The sequence below is a fragment of the Nitrospira sp. genome (assembly GCA_024998565.1).
In the GTDB taxonomy this organism is placed as follows: domain Bacteria; phylum Nitrospirota; class Nitrospiria; order Nitrospirales; family Nitrospiraceae; genus Nitrospira_A.
Genome location: JACOEM010000002.1, coordinates 502,969 through 517,972, shown reverse-complemented (window position 1 = coordinate 517,972; position 15,004 = coordinate 502,969). Strand labels below are relative to the sequence as shown.

Annotated in this window: 12 protein-coding genes and 1 tRNA gene; all 13 read right to left on the bottom strand. The window is 60.2% G+C overall.

The genetic code is table 11. The features are described 5' to 3' along the window. Positions 1–104: 104 nt before the first annotated feature. Positions 105–179 (bottom strand) — tRNA-Gly (locus tag H8K11_06065). Between the two features lie 69 nt (positions 180–248). Further along, a complete protein-coding gene (locus tag H8K11_06060; protein MCS6263306.1) occupies positions 249–1,466 on the bottom strand; it encodes a tyrosine--tRNA ligase in 1,218 nt (405 codons plus the stop codon). Then, positions 1,463–2,005 (bottom strand): helix-hairpin-helix domain-containing protein, encoded by a 543-nt coding sequence (locus H8K11_06055; protein ID MCS6263305.1) that lies wholly within the window; start codon positions 2,003–2,005, stop codon positions 1,463–1,465. The genes H8K11_06060 and H8K11_06055 overlap by 4 nt, the downstream gene beginning before the upstream one ends. Continuing rightward, entirely contained in the window at positions 2,005–3,426 is a 1,422-nt protein-coding gene (gene lpdA, locus H8K11_06050; protein ID MCS6263304.1) for a dihydrolipoyl dehydrogenase, read from the bottom strand. The genes H8K11_06055 and lpdA overlap by 1 nt, the downstream gene beginning before the upstream one ends. Positions 3,427–3,433: 7 nt before the next feature. Beyond that, positions 3,434–3,820 (bottom strand): glycine cleavage system protein GcvH, encoded by a 387-nt coding sequence (gene gcvH, locus H8K11_06045; GenBank protein MCS6263303.1) that lies wholly within the window; start codon positions 3,818–3,820, stop codon positions 3,434–3,436. Positions 3,821–3,915: 95 nt separating this feature from the next. After that, the gene (locus H8K11_06040; protein MCS6263302.1) at positions 3,916–5,343 is read right to left on the bottom strand and encodes a tetratricopeptide repeat protein; all 1,428 of its coding nucleotides are present in this window, start codon (positions 5,341–5,343) and stop codon (positions 3,916–3,918) included. 139 nt (positions 5,344–5,482) lie between these two features. Further along, on the bottom strand, positions 5,483–5,902 hold the full coding sequence (gene ndk / locus H8K11_06035) for a nucleoside-diphosphate kinase (GenBank protein ID MCS6263301.1): 420 nt from the start codon (positions 5,900–5,902) through the stop codon (positions 5,483–5,485). Positions 5,903–6,089: 187 nt separating this feature from the next. Further along, positions 6,090–7,121 carry an S-methyl-5-thioribose-1-phosphate isomerase gene (gene mtnA / locus H8K11_06030; GenBank protein ID MCS6263300.1) on the bottom strand — a complete coding sequence of 344 codons (1,032 nt, stop codon included), beginning with the start codon at positions 7,119–7,121 and terminating at the stop codon, positions 6,090–6,092. Between the two features lie 181 nt (positions 7,122–7,302). Continuing rightward, the gene (locus tag H8K11_06025) at positions 7,303–8,364 is read right to left on the bottom strand and encodes a DegT/DnrJ/EryC1/StrS family aminotransferase (GenBank protein ID MCS6263299.1); all 1,062 of its coding nucleotides are present in this window, start codon (positions 8,362–8,364) and stop codon (positions 7,303–7,305) included. Positions 8,365–8,560: 196 nt separating this feature from the next. After that, complete coding sequence (locus H8K11_06020; GenBank protein MCS6263298.1) at positions 8,561–9,742, bottom strand: glycosyltransferase; 1,182 nt, start codon at positions 9,740–9,742, stop codon at positions 8,561–8,563. 429 nt (positions 9,743–10,171) lie between these two features. Then, complete coding sequence (locus H8K11_06015; protein MCS6263297.1) at positions 10,172–12,703, bottom strand: DNA internalization-related competence protein ComEC/Rec2; 2,532 nt, start codon at positions 12,701–12,703, stop codon at positions 10,172–10,174. A gap of 26 nt (positions 12,704–12,729) precedes the next feature. Next, on the bottom strand, positions 12,730–14,079 hold the full coding sequence (locus H8K11_06010) for a phosphoglucosamine mutase (protein ID MCS6263296.1): 1,350 nt from the start codon (positions 14,077–14,079) through the stop codon (positions 12,730–12,732). Then, positions 14,072–14,962, bottom strand: a complete 891-nt coding sequence (gene folP / locus H8K11_06005; GenBank protein MCS6263295.1) for a dihydropteroate synthase — start codon at positions 14,960–14,962, stop codon at positions 14,072–14,074. Before folP ends, H8K11_06010 begins: the two co-directional genes overlap by 8 nt. Between the last annotated feature and the right edge of the window lie 42 nt (positions 14,963–15,004).

The following is a 15,004-nucleotide window of genomic DNA, read 5'->3' as shown; positions in this document are numbered from 1 at the left end:
CCGCTGGTATGCGCACGAAATGCGGCTTGGAGCTCGCACTCACTAAGGGGTTTATCCCGTCGCCAAGAACAATGAGAGAAGCTCCGGGTCGAGAAGGATTTGATTGGAGCGGGCGATGGGATTTGAACCCACGACAACTTGCTTGGGAAGCAAGGACTCTACCACTGAGCTACGCCCGCCCCTTGCAGAAGAGGAAACGAATCCTACGCCGGAGCCGCTGCTAAGTCAAGGCAACCGGCGAGGGCCACTTACACCGTATACTCAGCCACCGCAAACTTACGGCGGCCGACACGCATATAAAGCGGCTTACCGGCCGTTAATGGGATGGCGGCATTGGCATCGGTGAATTTCTGCTCGTTGATCTCCACCCCACCCTGCACGATCAAGCGCCTAGCCTCGCTTTTACTCGGCACCAAGCCGGTTTTCGCAATCAAATCGACCAATCCGATTGAAGGGACGGCGGCATCTTTCACATCGGAGGGCGTGAGGATCACACGGGCGTCCGGCTGCTCCGGAAATTCCCGCGATTGAAACTTTTGCTGAAACATGGCCTTGGCTTCGCGACCGGCCTCAGCCCCGTGGTAACGGGCCACGATCAGCTCCGCCAACGACTGTTTGGCATCCATGGGGTGAGCCGTCTTCACGCGTTCCAAATCTTCCGTTGTCAGCAGTTCGTAGTATCGGTGCATCAGCGCATCGCTGATCGACATGACCTTGCCGAACATATCGTCAGGCTTGTCCTCCAGCGCAATATAATTGCCGAGGCTCTTGCTCATCTTACGAACGCCGTCGGTTCCCTCCAGGAGCGGCATGGTGATGACGACCTGCGCTTCCTGCCCATAGTCACGCTGCAGGTCCCGTCCCATCAGAAGGTTGAATTTTTGATCGGTACCGCCCAATTCGACGTCGGCCTTGAGCGCGACGGAATCATACCCCTGGATCAATGGATACATGAACTCGTGGATGCTGATCGGCTTCCCGTCCGTGTACCGCTTATGAAAATCTTCCCGCTCCAGCATGCGAGCCACGGTGTAGTGCGCGCTCAATTCGATCAACCCATCGGCCGTCATCGCACTCATCCAACGACTGTTGAACTCCACCTGTGTTTTTTGAGGGTCCAGAATCTTGAAGATCTGGCGCTCGTACGTCTTCGCGTTCTCCAGCACCTTTTCCTTCGAGAGCGCGACGCGCGTCTCCGACCGTCCCGTCGGATCGCCGATCATGCCGGTGAAGTCACCGATCAGAAAGATGACTTGATGCCCGAGGTCTTGAAAGTGTTTCAACTTGTGGATCAGGACGGTGTGACCGAGGTGCAGGTCAGGAGCCGTGGGATCGAAGCCAGCCTTGACCCGGAGCGGTCGCTGCTCCTTGATCGCGCGAGCCAGCTTTGATTCCAGCTCGTTCGGATTAATAACCTCAACAATCCCTCGAAGTATAAGGTCCAACTGTTGCGCTACGGAAGTCACAGAGTTCCTTTGTGTCGAGCCAGTGATCGGGTATTGGTGACGAGCACGTGGGGACGAAGCCGGTCGAACTTCTTTCGACCGATGCCTTTCACCTGCTGAAGGTCTTCGATTTTTCCAAATGGTCCACGTGCCGTCCGGTGATCGATCACCCGCTGCGCCAACTTGGGACCGATACCGGGCAGGCCCTGCAAGTCCGATGCGGTGGCGTGGTTGAGATCGACTTGCCGCGCCGCCTCGCGATGAACCGGACGCAGGCCGCGCGCCGGCTGCTCCTGTCGCACAGGGGTTTCGGATTCCTCGACTGTTGGAGCGACCGTGACATCGGGGACCTTGGCAACAAGGCTCGACCCATCGGCCGAAGAGACAGCCTGCGGGGGCGTGATCGAAACCTGCCGTACTGCCGCCGGACCTGGAACCGCAGCCGCAGGCTGGGCAGGATGCGACGGTATCTGCCTGACCGGCGTGACTGAACCGATCCAGATCAAGGATCCCAAGGTCACCGCCAACATCGCAACCTTGATGAGAAGTGAGCGCAGCATTAGGACGATGGTTTCCGTGCAAGATGGATTGCGTGGCCATGGACGTCCTCCATGGCCTCCATGAGGCCCTCGGCCAGGGTCGGGTGCGCGTGAATCATCTCCGCCACTCGCGAGACTGTGGCGCCAAGATGCATGGCCAGCGCGGCTTCATGAACGAGATCGGCTGCGTGCGCCCCGAGAATGTGTACACCCAGAATACGGTCGCTCTCCGCATCGGCCACCACCTTCAGCAATCCTTGAATGTCCCCGGTGGCCTGCGCTTTTCCCAACCCGCCATACCGGAAGCGCCCGACCTTCACCGACTGTTGCGGATCCTTCCCGGCTGCCACGCACCGGTCACGGGCCTGTTGCTCCGTGAGCCCCACCCGCCCGATTTCAGGTAACGTAAAGATCCCCGTCGGGATGACATCGTAGTCGATCGTCCGGGGACGGCCCATAAAATTCTCGACGGCCACCTTGCCCTGCGCCGACGCGACATGCGCCAGCATCGCCTTGCCGACCACATCGCCGATCGCATAGACCCCGGGCACATTCGTCTCCATTCGGTCATTGACCACGATTTCGCCGCGCGTCCCGACCTGTACTCCGGCCTTCTCCAATCCAATACCACGTGAATTGAACCCCCGCCCTACCGACACCAGCACCTGCTCCACATTGAGCGACAGGCCGTCGCGCAAATGGGCGGTGACGATCTCCGGCTGCCTAACGATCTGGTCCACCGTGACGCCGGTCCGGATATCCACACCGCGCTTCTTCAGTTCGCGCTCCATCATCTGACTGATCTCTTCATCCTCCAGCGGCAGGATTCGCGGCACGAGTTCGACCAGCGTCACCTGCGTACCCAGCCCGCTGTACAGCGAGGCGAATTCACAGCCCTCCACACCCCCGCCGACGATCAACAGGCTCGCCGGAATGCGGCTGAGGTCCAACGCCTGCTTACTGGTGATGATTTGGGTGCCGTCGATGGGAAACAGCGGGAGATTCGGCCAGGACGAACCGGTCGCAATGATCAGGCCGTCGGCCACGACCCGGGTTTCGGCGCCATCCGGTTTCGTCACGCGGATCGTACGCGCATCAAGCAACTCACCCGTGCCTTCCACGTGTTCGATATTCCACGTCTTGAATAACGTGGCGATGCCTTTCACCAGCGTGGCCACGACTTTATTTTTTCTGGCCACCATGACGGCGGGATCGTAGGTGACAGGCCCGCCGAGCTGGATACCAAAGTCCTTGGCCTTCTTCGCCTTGTCGCCAAGCTCCACGACCGACAGCAACGCCTTGCTCGGGATACAGCCCCAATTCAGGCAGACTCCGCCCAGAGCCTGATTTTCGATGACGGTGACACGCGCGCCGAGTTGAGCCGCGCGAATCGCCGCCACATACCCGCCGGGACCGGCGCCAAGAATTGCGAGGTGGTTCACGACGCGCCTAATGTTTCTGTTTGCTCAGAAACGTTTCGTACTGGGCGGCCGTCATCAACTGATCCACTTCAGCCGGCGCTGTGAGGTCGATGACCGCCATCCATCCCTTGCCGTACGGATCGGAATTGACCACCTCAGGATGATCTTTGAGATCGGCATTGATCTTCGCAACGGTTCCGCTGACCGGGGTATAGATCGTGGACGTGGTTTTGGTCGATTCCACTTCGCCGATCTGTTGGCCGGCGGTGACTTTGGCGCCTACCTTCGGAAGTTCGATAAACACAATGTCGCCCAGCGCATCCTGGGCAAAATGACTGATGCCGACTGTCGCCTGCACTCCTTCAGCACGGACCCATTCATGTTCCTGGTGGTAACGAAGATTGGACGGTATCATGACTCTCCTCGTGACGGCCGCTGCACGAGCGGCCTACGTGAATAAAAGCGCACAGGAAACGGGTTGCGCGATCGTAAAAGCTGCGAAAAACTTTGTCAAGGAATCACCACGGGCGCGTCCGGCACAAACACAAGGTGACGAATGTCGGGCGTGCGGAGTTCATCCGCCTGCTGCGCGAGCCCCGTGAACATGCCACCCCCGTGCTCCGCCGGGGTGCGGAGCAACACCCATCCCTGCGGAAGGGTTTGTGGCTCGCCCTTCTCCGACTGAATCACATCGCGACTCCATCCCTTGAACGCACCGCCAAACGACCGGACGTCCGAAGCCTCGCGGGACGCCCCGCCTAACAGCAAATCAAACCCACGACGACGCGCCTCCGCGGCATCTTCCCCGTAGTTCACCAGGGCGGACGTCGGATTCGACAAGGCCTCCGGATGAATTTCGATCACCATCCGGAAACGCGGGACGGCTTTCTGCAAGTATTTCTTGAAGCGGGCCAGCGTATCGAGTTCCTGGCGAGCCTTCCACCCGACCCAGCGCCAGAGGGTCTTGTCGGAATTCGGAGCCGGCTCGTTCGGACGAAGTGCCATGCGATCACGAAGAGCCTGGGCCACCTCGGAGGACGGCTGATGGACCTGCGTTTCGAACTGGCGCAACACGCCGTCGCTCACCTCATAGGCAAAACTATTCTCGGCGCGGCTGCGGAACACCAGGCCATCGACACCGGTCTTCAGCAGATCCGTCAGCAGCTGCGCCATTTGTTGCTGAACGGCCGGAGCCAGGAGATCGAACTGCGTCCAGGGATGCACCTTGCGCCGCGTCGGATCATAGAGCAGCATCTTGGATTCCGGTCGATGGTCGGACAGCGGCGCATGGTACAGATCAAGCACGGCATAGACGGAAATCCCCAGCTCGTGGGCCTGCGGCACCATGACCCCATACCAGTCCGTGAGCACGGGCCCACGCGACGTGGCAAACAACGCCCCACCGGGCAGAGTCGGCAGCGGGCTGCTCGTGGGTGGGCTCGTGGGGATCAGCGGCCTGGTAAAGGATGACTCCAGACTGGCATCCATCAGGATGGCACTGATGCCCTGCGCGCTCAGCTGCCTGATCCAGGCTTCAACCTGGGACATCGGCGGCAGATTGCTGAAGGAGACATACAACGCGGTATGGCCGGATCTCGCGCCGGCCGGCGAAGCCGGTTGGTTGCGTAGCGCATCGATTCGATGCTGAGCGCGTTCGGCGTAGGAGTTTTGCACGGAAAGGGGCGCGCCCTCCGGACCGGCCAACGTCCGGTACTCTTTGATCGCCGCCGTCACTTCACCCATTTGTTCATACGCCTGCCCCAGATCCCAATGGGCCTCCAGCGCGCGACGGGATTTCGGATAGTTCGTGAGATATCGTTCGTAGAGATGAATGGCGGCGGAATACCGTCCATCGGAGAACGCGGTGGAGGCTTGGTACCAGAGGCTGGTCTCCGCCGCGCCTGCCGGGGTTTCTGTCGGAGGCACGACAGCAGGCATCGAGGTCGGCGGCGACCCGGCACAGCCAGCCACGAAAACCATGAGCAGGATAAACGAAAGAAGTGGCGACCCGGCTCGACGGCCCGGCAAGGACCGTCGAGCATGGATCACATAAGACTTGGCTGCGCTCAACGTGCGCCTACCCGACCAACTCCATTTCGGCGAAGAAGTACCCGATCTCGAACTTGGCCGTCTCCGGCGCGTCCGAGCCGTGCACCGCGTTGAATTCAATATTGGCCCCATGAGCCGCACGGATCGTCCCCTGCTCGGCCTTGGCCGGATCGGTTGCGCCCATCAGCTCGCGATTCTTCTTGATGGCATTGTCGCCTTGCAGCACCAGCACTACACAGGGGCCGGACGACATAAACGTACAGAGGCTGTCGAAGAACGGACGCGCCTTGTGCACGGCATAAAATCCCTGCGCCGTGGCTTTCGACATATGCATCAGCCGCATCGCCACAGGCCGCAATCCCGCTTTTTCATACCGATTGATAATGTCGCCGATCGCGTTTTTCTTCACGGCATCCGGTTTCACAATGGCAAGCGTTCGTTCACTCATGGATCGTCAGGCTCCTTCAGCTAAAAAATCGACATTCATTGAGGCGTAAGCCACAGTCTCGCGGCATTATAAAGAAGCGGCGGAAGGGCTGGCAAGGTAAAGGACTACTAGACATGCCGGATAACCATTCGCAGATCCGACCACCCACTCACGTTCAGCGACACAAGATACAGGCGTAGCCCGCCTCTTACGATCGGAAATGCGCAGCCAGTTCCCCCGGCTTGAACACGCCCCGCTCGGTGATGATACCGGTAATCAACCCGGCCGGGGTGACGTCGAAGGCAGGGTTGAGCACCGCCACGCCGGCCGGAGCGATCGGGTGGCTGCCGTGAATGGCAGTGACTTCGAGCGAATTGCGCGCTTCGATGGGAATGTCGGCGCCCGATTGGGTTTTGAGGTCGATGGTGGAGTACGGCGCCGCCACATAGAAGGGAATGTTGTGCGCCCGCGCGAGGACGGCCACGGAATACGTGCCGATCTTATTGGCCACGTCGCCGTTGGCGGCGATCCGATCCGCTCCGACCACGCAGAGCTGAATCTTCCCCTGGCGCATGAGCGCACCGGCCATGTTGTCCGTGATGAGCGTGACAGGAATGTGATCCTGCATCAACTCCCATGCCGTCAGCCGCGCACCTTGTAATACCGGCCTGGTTTCGTCGGCAATGACCTGGATCTGCTTCCCCTGCTCCCACGCCGCCCGAATGACACCCAGGGCCGTTCCATACCCGGCGGTCGCAAGGGCGCCGGCGTTGCAGTGCGTCAGAATCGTCTGACCACTCTGGATCAACGCGGCCCCATGCTGCCCCATGGCCTTGCAGAGGGCGATATCTTCATCCAGGATCGTCTGCGATTCTGTGATGAGCTGGGCCTTGATCCCCGCAACCGGTTGATTGTCGAGCGCCGCCAGCTTCTGCTTCATCCGGCCGATGGCCCAAAACAGATTGACGGCCGTCGGGCGCGATGCCGCCAGATGGTCGCAGATCTCCCCCACCTGCGTGGCAAAGTCGCGGTACTCGGTGGCCGTCACTGCCTGCGCCCCCAGCGCCACACCCATGGCGGCCGTGACACCGATCGCTGGCGCGCCACGGACTTTCAAGTCCCGGATCGCCTGCGCCACCGCGCGATAATCGCGACAGTCGAGGAATTCGACGTGCATCGGGAGGCGGCTTTGATCCAGCAGACGGACCGCTCCGTCTTTCCACTCGACGGTGGGCACCATAGGCATGTCCTCCGGTTGCGTAAGGGGGAAGGAATTTGCCGTCATCTCAGGACGACCGAAAAATCGTGCCATCATGACGATCAGCAGGGCGCGGGTCAAGGGTATGATGGCAGAGTGCCCAACCATACGCGCTGCCGGATCACGCGGGTCGGTCGAGAGAGCGATCAATACGAAGGCGGCGTTACCGGAGCTCTTCCTGCAGGATCTGCGCTGCCAGCTTCACATCATCGTCACTCAACGATGGATAAATCGGCAGCGAAATGGCGACATCATCGGCCTCGTCACTGGCAGGAAAATCAGCCAACTCGAGATACCGATGCAAGGGCCGGAAGACGGGCTTGCGGCACTGCAGACCTCGATGCGCCATACGCGAGAGATAGGCCGTGAACTCATCGGACGACTGCAGCCCTTTCTGCAACCGCACGACAAATCGATAGTAGACATGGGTTCGTCCTGCCGGAACCGAGGGCGGAGTGAAGAGTTCGGCAGGCAGGCTGTCGCGATAGACCGCGGCCAACGCTGCTCGCTTCTCGAGAAATTCTCCCAGCTGGTTGAGCTGCGTGACGCCGATCGCGGCTTGCAGATCCGTCATCTTGCAGTTGAACGCCGCCGCATTGAGTGACGGCGCTTGATCGTACTCGCGAAGTGCCCGCACCCGCTCCAGCAACGCCTCATCGTTCGACAGCACCATGCCGCCCTCGCCGGTGCAGAGCAGTTTCGTGGCGTAGAACGAGCAGACCGTGAGCAGACCGACGCTGCCGACTGCGCGGCCCTGTTCCATAGCACCGAGGGTCTGCGCACAATCTTCGATCAGTGGAATCCCGAGGGATTCCAACACCGTCAGATCAGCCGGTAACCCGAACAGGTGCGGCACGATCACCGCCCGAGTGCGTGACGTGCGGGCCTTGCGGACTTTGTGCGGATCCAGATTGTAGGTCACCGGATCGATATCGACGATCCTGGCTTGTGCACCGACTCGCTGGACCGCCAGCCAGGGCGCCGGACAGACATAACTGGGCAGGATGACATTGTCGCCATGCCCGACTCCTATGGCACGCAATGCCAACTCCAGGGCCACCGTGCCTGAGCTGACCGCTACCCCGCCCTGCACCCCGAGATACGCGGCCATGCCACGCTCGAATTGCCCGACGACGGGTCCCCCGGCGATCAGACCGGATCGGAGCACCTCGGTCGCCGCACGAATGTCGTCTTGTCCCAGGGAAGGTTTTGAATGCGGAATCATCGTCATCGCGTCAGGAGCCGCTTGTCGTGCCGGGCCAGCAGGGAGCAGTCAGAGCCTGAAATCGTGCCGGCGGGAAATTTTACGTGGAGGCTCCGGCACAACACAACAGATTCCTGTCGTGCCGCGCCGAACTGGGGTTGTAGCGAGACCGTTGCGCTGTCACCGGATGTGATTCGCAGCCGCCCGGTGGCAGCGCTCAACAGGCCACGGCCTTCGGAATCAGAAGATTCTGATAGAGCGGCTCCAGGGGCCAGAGACAGCGGCTCCAGTCATACCAGATCTCCGCCATATGGCGCGCCGCATGGCCGAACCGCTCGCGATCGGGCTGACTCATCAGCAAGGTGTGGATCGACTCAATCATGTCGACCGGCTGATCGGCCACCAACAAATCCCTCCCCGGTTGTACCTTCATCCCTTCGATCCCGACTGACGTGGTGATGATCGGGAGCCCTGCCGCCATGGCCTCCAGTATTTTTGTCCGGGACCCGGTGCCGGTACAAAGAGGCGCGACATACATCGTCGCGGCTCGCAGATGAAGTTGCATGTCGGGAACCGCGCCGGTCACTTCGACGCCCGATCCTGCTAAGCGGCGCACGCGTGGGTCCGGGTTCCTCCCGACCAAGCGCAATTCCGCCTTGGGAAAATCCCGTCGAATCGCAGGAAACACTTCCGTGGCCAGGAAGAGCGCGGCTTCGACATTCGGTTCCGCCCCCATATCACCTGTGAACAGCAACAGAGGCGACGTAGCGGCATGATCCGGCTTGGGCAGGATCGTCCGGCAATCGACGCCGTTGGGAACCACCAGCACCCGTTGGCCCGGATGGGCACGTTCGCAACGGATTCGGTCCTCTTCGGATACGACCGTCACACAATGTACCATAGGCCAGCGGAACCGGTCGAAGATCCCCACCTTGATGAGCCGGACCAGTTGTCTCGACCGACCGGTAGCTCCGCCTACGCCCCTGAGTATCCGCAACGGACTCGTCGAGCTGTAGGACCAGACATCCAGCACCACCGGCACCGACACATGGGGCGGGAGATAGGGAATCATCGCGGGCTTTTCTAAGTGCACTGCCCCGTATTGGCCGCTCGCCAGGCGTTCACGGACGACGGCAGCTAACGCCCGATCTTTGACATAGGGACTCACCTGGCCGATTCGATCGAGGAAACCGGGCCCTTGCTGCGGAACAAACATCGTCTCAGCGCAGACATCCTTCAACAGTCGTTGCGCATCCTCCGCGCCGTCGAGCGCCGGAGCAATCAGATCCACCTGAAAGCGACTCCCCAGGAACCGCAACAGGTGCAACATGCGCAAGGCTCCCCCACCCTGCCGGTCGGAGGGCGGCGCAGGAGCCAGAAACAAAAGACGCTTCGTCATGATCTTGCTGCTTTTTCTCCCAGAATCATCCGGATCAATCCCCCAGTCTGATGTACCGCCGGCCGGGGATCGCACGGACCATGCTTTTGGCTGTATCGCCTGACTGCTTCAGCCCATCGAGTCGAGTCTTTGCTGCTTCCGGTATCCGACTCAAGAATACGGATGCCATTCGACCTGCTGTGGCCTGTGATAGACAACATGACCGGACAGTGCAGCACGTCTGCATGTGCTATGCCCTGCCGATGCTCTGGGGGCTCTTACACAATATTGACGACTTACGCGGTATACGTTTCCTGCCTGTCGGCAAAATTGACAGCCTGCTGCCATCCGAGACGGCTAAATCTGCACAGGAGGGAGATCGTTGAGCGATGGGAAGATGACCGGTGACGGCACGGAGAGCATGAACGGCCGACAGCAAACACGCCTGGGCTACGTCCAATTCCAACGGCGCCATAAGCGGCGCAGATTGTCCTGCTCCACGGACCATATGTCCGCCGAGGTCAGGGCGGGTTGCAGTATCCATTCTCTGGTGCTGTGCATGGAGAGTTGCTGTCGAGTGAGATCGAGTTCGGCCCAGATGGCGCCATCCCGGTCCGTCCTCCAGATCTGCGTCTCGACCGCCTGATAGGCCGCCAAGACCTCTCCGGCCGGATGACCATAGGGATTGCGTCGACCGGCAGACACCACGGCGACGGCCGGCCTGATCGTTTCAAGCCACCTCCGCTCCAGCGAACTCTTTGCCCCATGATGCGGAACCTTCAAGAGGGCAATGTGAGCGGAATTCCCGGAATGGGTGAGACGGGTCAAGGCTTCCCGTTCGATATCCCCCGTAAACAGGACACGCTGCTCGCGACAGACCAATTCAGTGACGACCGACAGGTTGTTCAGCGACTCGCTCTTTGCGGAGATTGACGACTCCGGCCTGGGCTGAGGATTGAGCACCACCATGCGGCAGACAGGTCCTTCGGAAATCAATCGGCCTTCCGTCGCCACCGCGGCTTCGAGCTTCCGCCGCACCATCGCTCGCTCGATCCTGCGCCAGAATTCTTCCTGCCGCTCCGCCCCGTTGGTCCAGAATTTCTCTACCTGAAAATGAGCCAGGATCCAGGCCAGCCCTCCGACGTGATCTAATTGCGGGTGTGTCCCGATGACATGATCGATGCGTCGAATCCCTCGATTCCACAGAAAAGGCGCCACCACACTCCGCCCCATGTCAAACCGCTCATAGGTCGCGCCTCCATCGATCAGCGTGACCGTCCCATCGGGCAATTCGATGACCGCACTATCACCCTGCCCCACGTCGAGGAAGGTCACGCGCACCATCTCCTCCCCACCGAAGGGACGTGGAGACCAAAGCCACCAGAGCAGGATACAAGCAAGGCCCGAGGCCATGGACCTTCTGAGCAGCGGCGCAGCATGGGCCGGCCACCCCGCCAACAGCGCCCACCCCAGCACATAGAACAGCAGCATCATGGGAATCGTCGGTGCGGCCACGAACCATTCCGCGCCCGGCAAACCGGCCAGCACATGTGTCGAAGCAATCAGCCCTTGCCCCAACGAATCGATGAACGCAGCGCCAGGGAGCGTGCTGCTGTGCGTCACAATCACCCAGACGGCCGTCAACAAACTGGTCGGCAAGAAGATGAAACCGACGAAGGGCACCATGAGAAGATTCGCGAACAAACCCATCCATGACACTTGATTGAAGTAACAGGCCACCAGGGGCACGGTGGCAAGCGTCACCAACGCCGTCAGTCGCAGCGACTCGCGAAACCAGTACCGCATCCGTCCGGCAGGGGATTCCTTCGGAAGCGGCAATTCATCGACAGGCGTCTCGCGCGACAGCGCCAGGGCCAGCGCCCAGACCGAGACGTAAGACAGTTGAAAGGAAATATCGAACAGCGCCGCAGGATGGACCAACAGCGTCAGACCGGCGGCGGCAGCGAGTGCGTGAAGGAGATAGTGCGGTGAGCCGAGCCATACGGTCCAGAGCGCAACGGCGATCATGATGGCACTACGAATCGTGGCGGTCTCCGCACCGGCCAGCACCGTATAAGCCAGCACTGGAACCAGTGTCAGCAACGCGGCCAGTCTCGTCGCCGTGAGCCACCGAGAAAGGCTCAGCAGAAGTATGGACGGCAGCAACAGGCACGCCTTCCTGACCAATGCGAACGAGAGCAAGGCGATGAGACCGAGATGCGAGCCGGAGATCGAGAGAATGTGCACCGTCCCGGTCGTCATGAACCATTCACGGACTTCCGGTGCAAGAAACCCCTGTTCACCGATGGTCAAACTGAGAAACAGGCCCCGACTGGGCTGGGGAAGCATCTCGGCGGCGGCTCTGACCCGGCCGCGCCATTCTTCGATGAGGGAGGCGAACAGGTGAAGCGGCGCCTCCCGGTCTGGATCAAGCACCTCGATGACGCCGGCTCCTGAGACCGATCCGACGGCATCGACACCCAACGCATCCAGATAGGCCGCATAGTCGAATCCTCTCGGATTCAGAGTTCCCGAGGGCGCATGGACATGGATGCGAGTACGAATCTGCAACCCGCGGAGGAGATCGCGGTCCGGATCTCGCCACGTAAGACGCAAGTGAAACGGTATCGGCAACTGGGGGTCATCGCTGCCCGTCACCTGCACCATAGCCGTGAGACGGCCCGGCGCATGGCGAACGGCCTCCACAATCGTTCCGGTCAACCGGACAGGAAGCGCACGGGGACTATCCTGCAGCAGCACGTGCGGAGTAAACGATGCACACAGGGTCCAATACAGACATCCGCCGAACAGACAGGCCAGGAGCACGTTGCTCTGTCGTGACGTGAGGCGATGCTGACGCTCCAGCCACACGCAGCCGGCAGTACAAGCCAGCAGGACGATCGCGATGCTGAGTGGAAAATACGTGAGGTAGGAACCGAGAACGAGGCCGAGCACAAAGATGATCGTAAGAGTCGGTAACATCCGGCGCCTACGGCATCGGCCCGATGCTATCCGATGCGGGCACGCACGATCTCCGCAAGATGATCGGCGACCTCACGGATGGTGGAATCACGTTCGCCTTCAACCATGATGCGGAGCAGTGATTCGGTGCCGGAATACCGCACAAGCACACGGCCGCTCCCGTTCAGGGTCACTTCGGCGGACTTAATAGCCTGCTGGATATCCGGGATTTGGTTGAGATCCGGCTTATGCTTCACTTTCACGTTCAACAGAATCTGCGGGACGGCAGTCATCGCCTTCGCCAATTCAGACAGCGGCTTCCCGGTACGCTTCATCAGCGAGAGAATCTGCAACGCCGAGATCAAGCCATCGCCCGTGGTGTTGTGGTCCAGGAAAATAAAGTGGCCGGATTGTTCTCCTCCGAAGTTGTATCCGTCGGCCAGCATCCGCTCCATGAGATACCGGTCTCCCACGGGCGTGCGCATCAGCTGGATTCCGGCCTTCTTCATGGCAATTTCCAGTCCGAAATTACTCATGACGGTTCCCACCACGGTCGCGCAGGCAAGTTGTCCCTGCGCGTGCAAATCGAGTCCCAGCGCGGCCATGACATGGTCGCCATCGATGATTTTTCCCTGTTCACAGACAAAAATGGCCCGGTCGGCGTCCCCGTCCAGCGCAATACCGATATGGGCGCCATGCCGACGCACGGCCTCCTGCAAGCGCTCCGGATGCACGGCTCCGCAGCCGTCATTGATGTTCATTCCATCCGGAGTATTTGCGATCACTTCAATTTCTGCGCCGAGTTCGCGGAAAACGGCTGGAGCGACCTTATACGCGGCACCGTTGGCACAGTCCACCACCAGCTTGATCCCCTGAAAATCGAGATCTCTGGGAAGCGAGCGTTTGACGAATTCAATATACCGGCCTTCGGCATCATCGATACGATAGGCCTTTCCGATCGCGTCCGCCGTCGGGCGAAGATGTTTGATCTCGTCGGAAATGATCAGCTGTTCGATGCGCGCCTCTAGCTCATCAGGCAGCTTGAATCCCTCGTTGGAAAAAAACTTGATCCCGTTGTCCTGATAAGGATTATGCGACGCAGAGATCACGACGCCGGCGTCCGCCCGCAGACTTCGCGTGAGGAAGGCAATCGCCGGGGTGGGCAAAGGCCCGACTAGAAGTACGTCGACTCCCATGGAACAGATCCCGGATGTCAGCGCCGATTCCAACATGTATCCCGACAACCGCGTGTCCTTTCCGATGACCACCTGGTGTCGGCCTGCGCGCCGCATGAAAATATGGGCGGCCGCGCGCCCCAATTGCATGGCGATTTCACTGGTCATCGGTTCGAGGTTGGCCACCCCGCGAACACCGTCTGTGCCGAACAATTTACGCATTGGATACCCCTACATGAGAACGCGCGTGACAGGAAATGGCTGACACGACGGATACGGTATCTCGCATCGATCGCACGTCGTGGACACGAATGATCCGGGCCCCTTTAAGGACGGCCACTGCCACCGCGCCGGCGGTGCCGTACCCCCGTTCCTGCACCGGCTGTTGAGTCAGGTTCCCGATAAACTGTTTACGGGAGACCCCTGCCAGAACCGGATAACCGAGCTTCGTGAAGGCGTCAAACTCAGCGAGCAATTGAAGATTATGCTCTTGGAGCTTACCAAAACCGAAGCCGGGGTCAAGGACGATCTGACTTCCCTTGATGCCGTGAGCGATGGCGACCTGCACCCGTTCGCGCAGGAATGCAAGCACCTCTTCCACGACATGGCCGTACCGTGGCGCCTGCTGCATAGATTGCGGAGTCCCCTGCATGTGCATCAACACCACGGCCGCGCCGGTTTCAGCCACCAGCGAGCCCATCAAGGGGTCACCGCGCAAGGCGCTAATGTCATTCACGATGGTGGCACCGGCACGAATCGCTCGACGGGCCACCGCGGCTTTAGTCGTATCAACGGAAATAGGAAGCGGCACTGCGTCATGGACCGCTTCCAGGACAGGAAGGAGGCGACGTAATTCTTCTGTTTCGTCGATCGGTTGAGCCCCTGGCCTTGAAGACTCAGCGCCGATGTCGATGATATCGGCACCTTCGGCCTGCATCTGTCTGGCGTGCTGCAGGGCATGCTCGACCGTGAGATAGGCACCGCCGTCTGAAAATGAATCGGGGGTGACGTTGAGCACCCCCATGAGGAGTGGACCTGATTCAAAACTGAACGTCCGAGAGCCAGCAGTTAAGAGGAGAGGGCTTGAGGATGAGGTCGTGGTCACAATCAGGCAGGTCCTTCTCTCTTCCGGATCAGGAACAGGACA

Coding starts and splice junctions, on each gene's coding strand:
- ndk (MCS6263301.1), bottom strand. CDS start 5,902: ATGAGTGAACGAACGCTTGCCATTGTGAAACCGGATGCCGTGAAGAAA.
- H8K11_06020 (MCS6263298.1), bottom strand. CDS start 9,742: ATGACGAAGCGTCTTTTGTTTCTGGCTCCTGCGCCGCCCTCCGACCGG.
- mtnA (MCS6263300.1), bottom strand. CDS start 7,121: ATGGTGCCCACCGTCGAGTGGAAAGACGGAGCGGTCCGTCTGCTGGAT.
- H8K11_06025 (MCS6263299.1), bottom strand. CDS start 8,364: ATGATTCCGCATTCAAAACCTTCCCTGGGACAAGACGACATTCGTGCG.
- H8K11_06055 (MCS6263305.1), bottom strand. CDS start 2,005: ATGCTGCGCTCACTTCTCATCAAGGTTGCGATGTTGGCGGTGACCTTG.
- H8K11_06010 (MCS6263296.1), bottom strand. CDS start 14,079: ATGCGTAAATTGTTCGGCACAGACGGTGTTCGCGGGGTGGCCAACCTC.
- H8K11_06015 (MCS6263297.1), bottom strand. CDS start 12,703: ATGTTACCGACTCTTACGATCATCTTTGTGCTCGGCCTCGTTCTCGGT.
- H8K11_06040 (MCS6263302.1), bottom strand. CDS start 5,343: ATGCCTGCTGTCGTGCCTCCGACAGAAACCCCGGCAGGCGCGGCGGAG.
- gcvH (MCS6263303.1), bottom strand. CDS start 3,820: ATGATACCGTCCAATCTTCGTTACCACCAGGAACATGAATGGGTCCGT.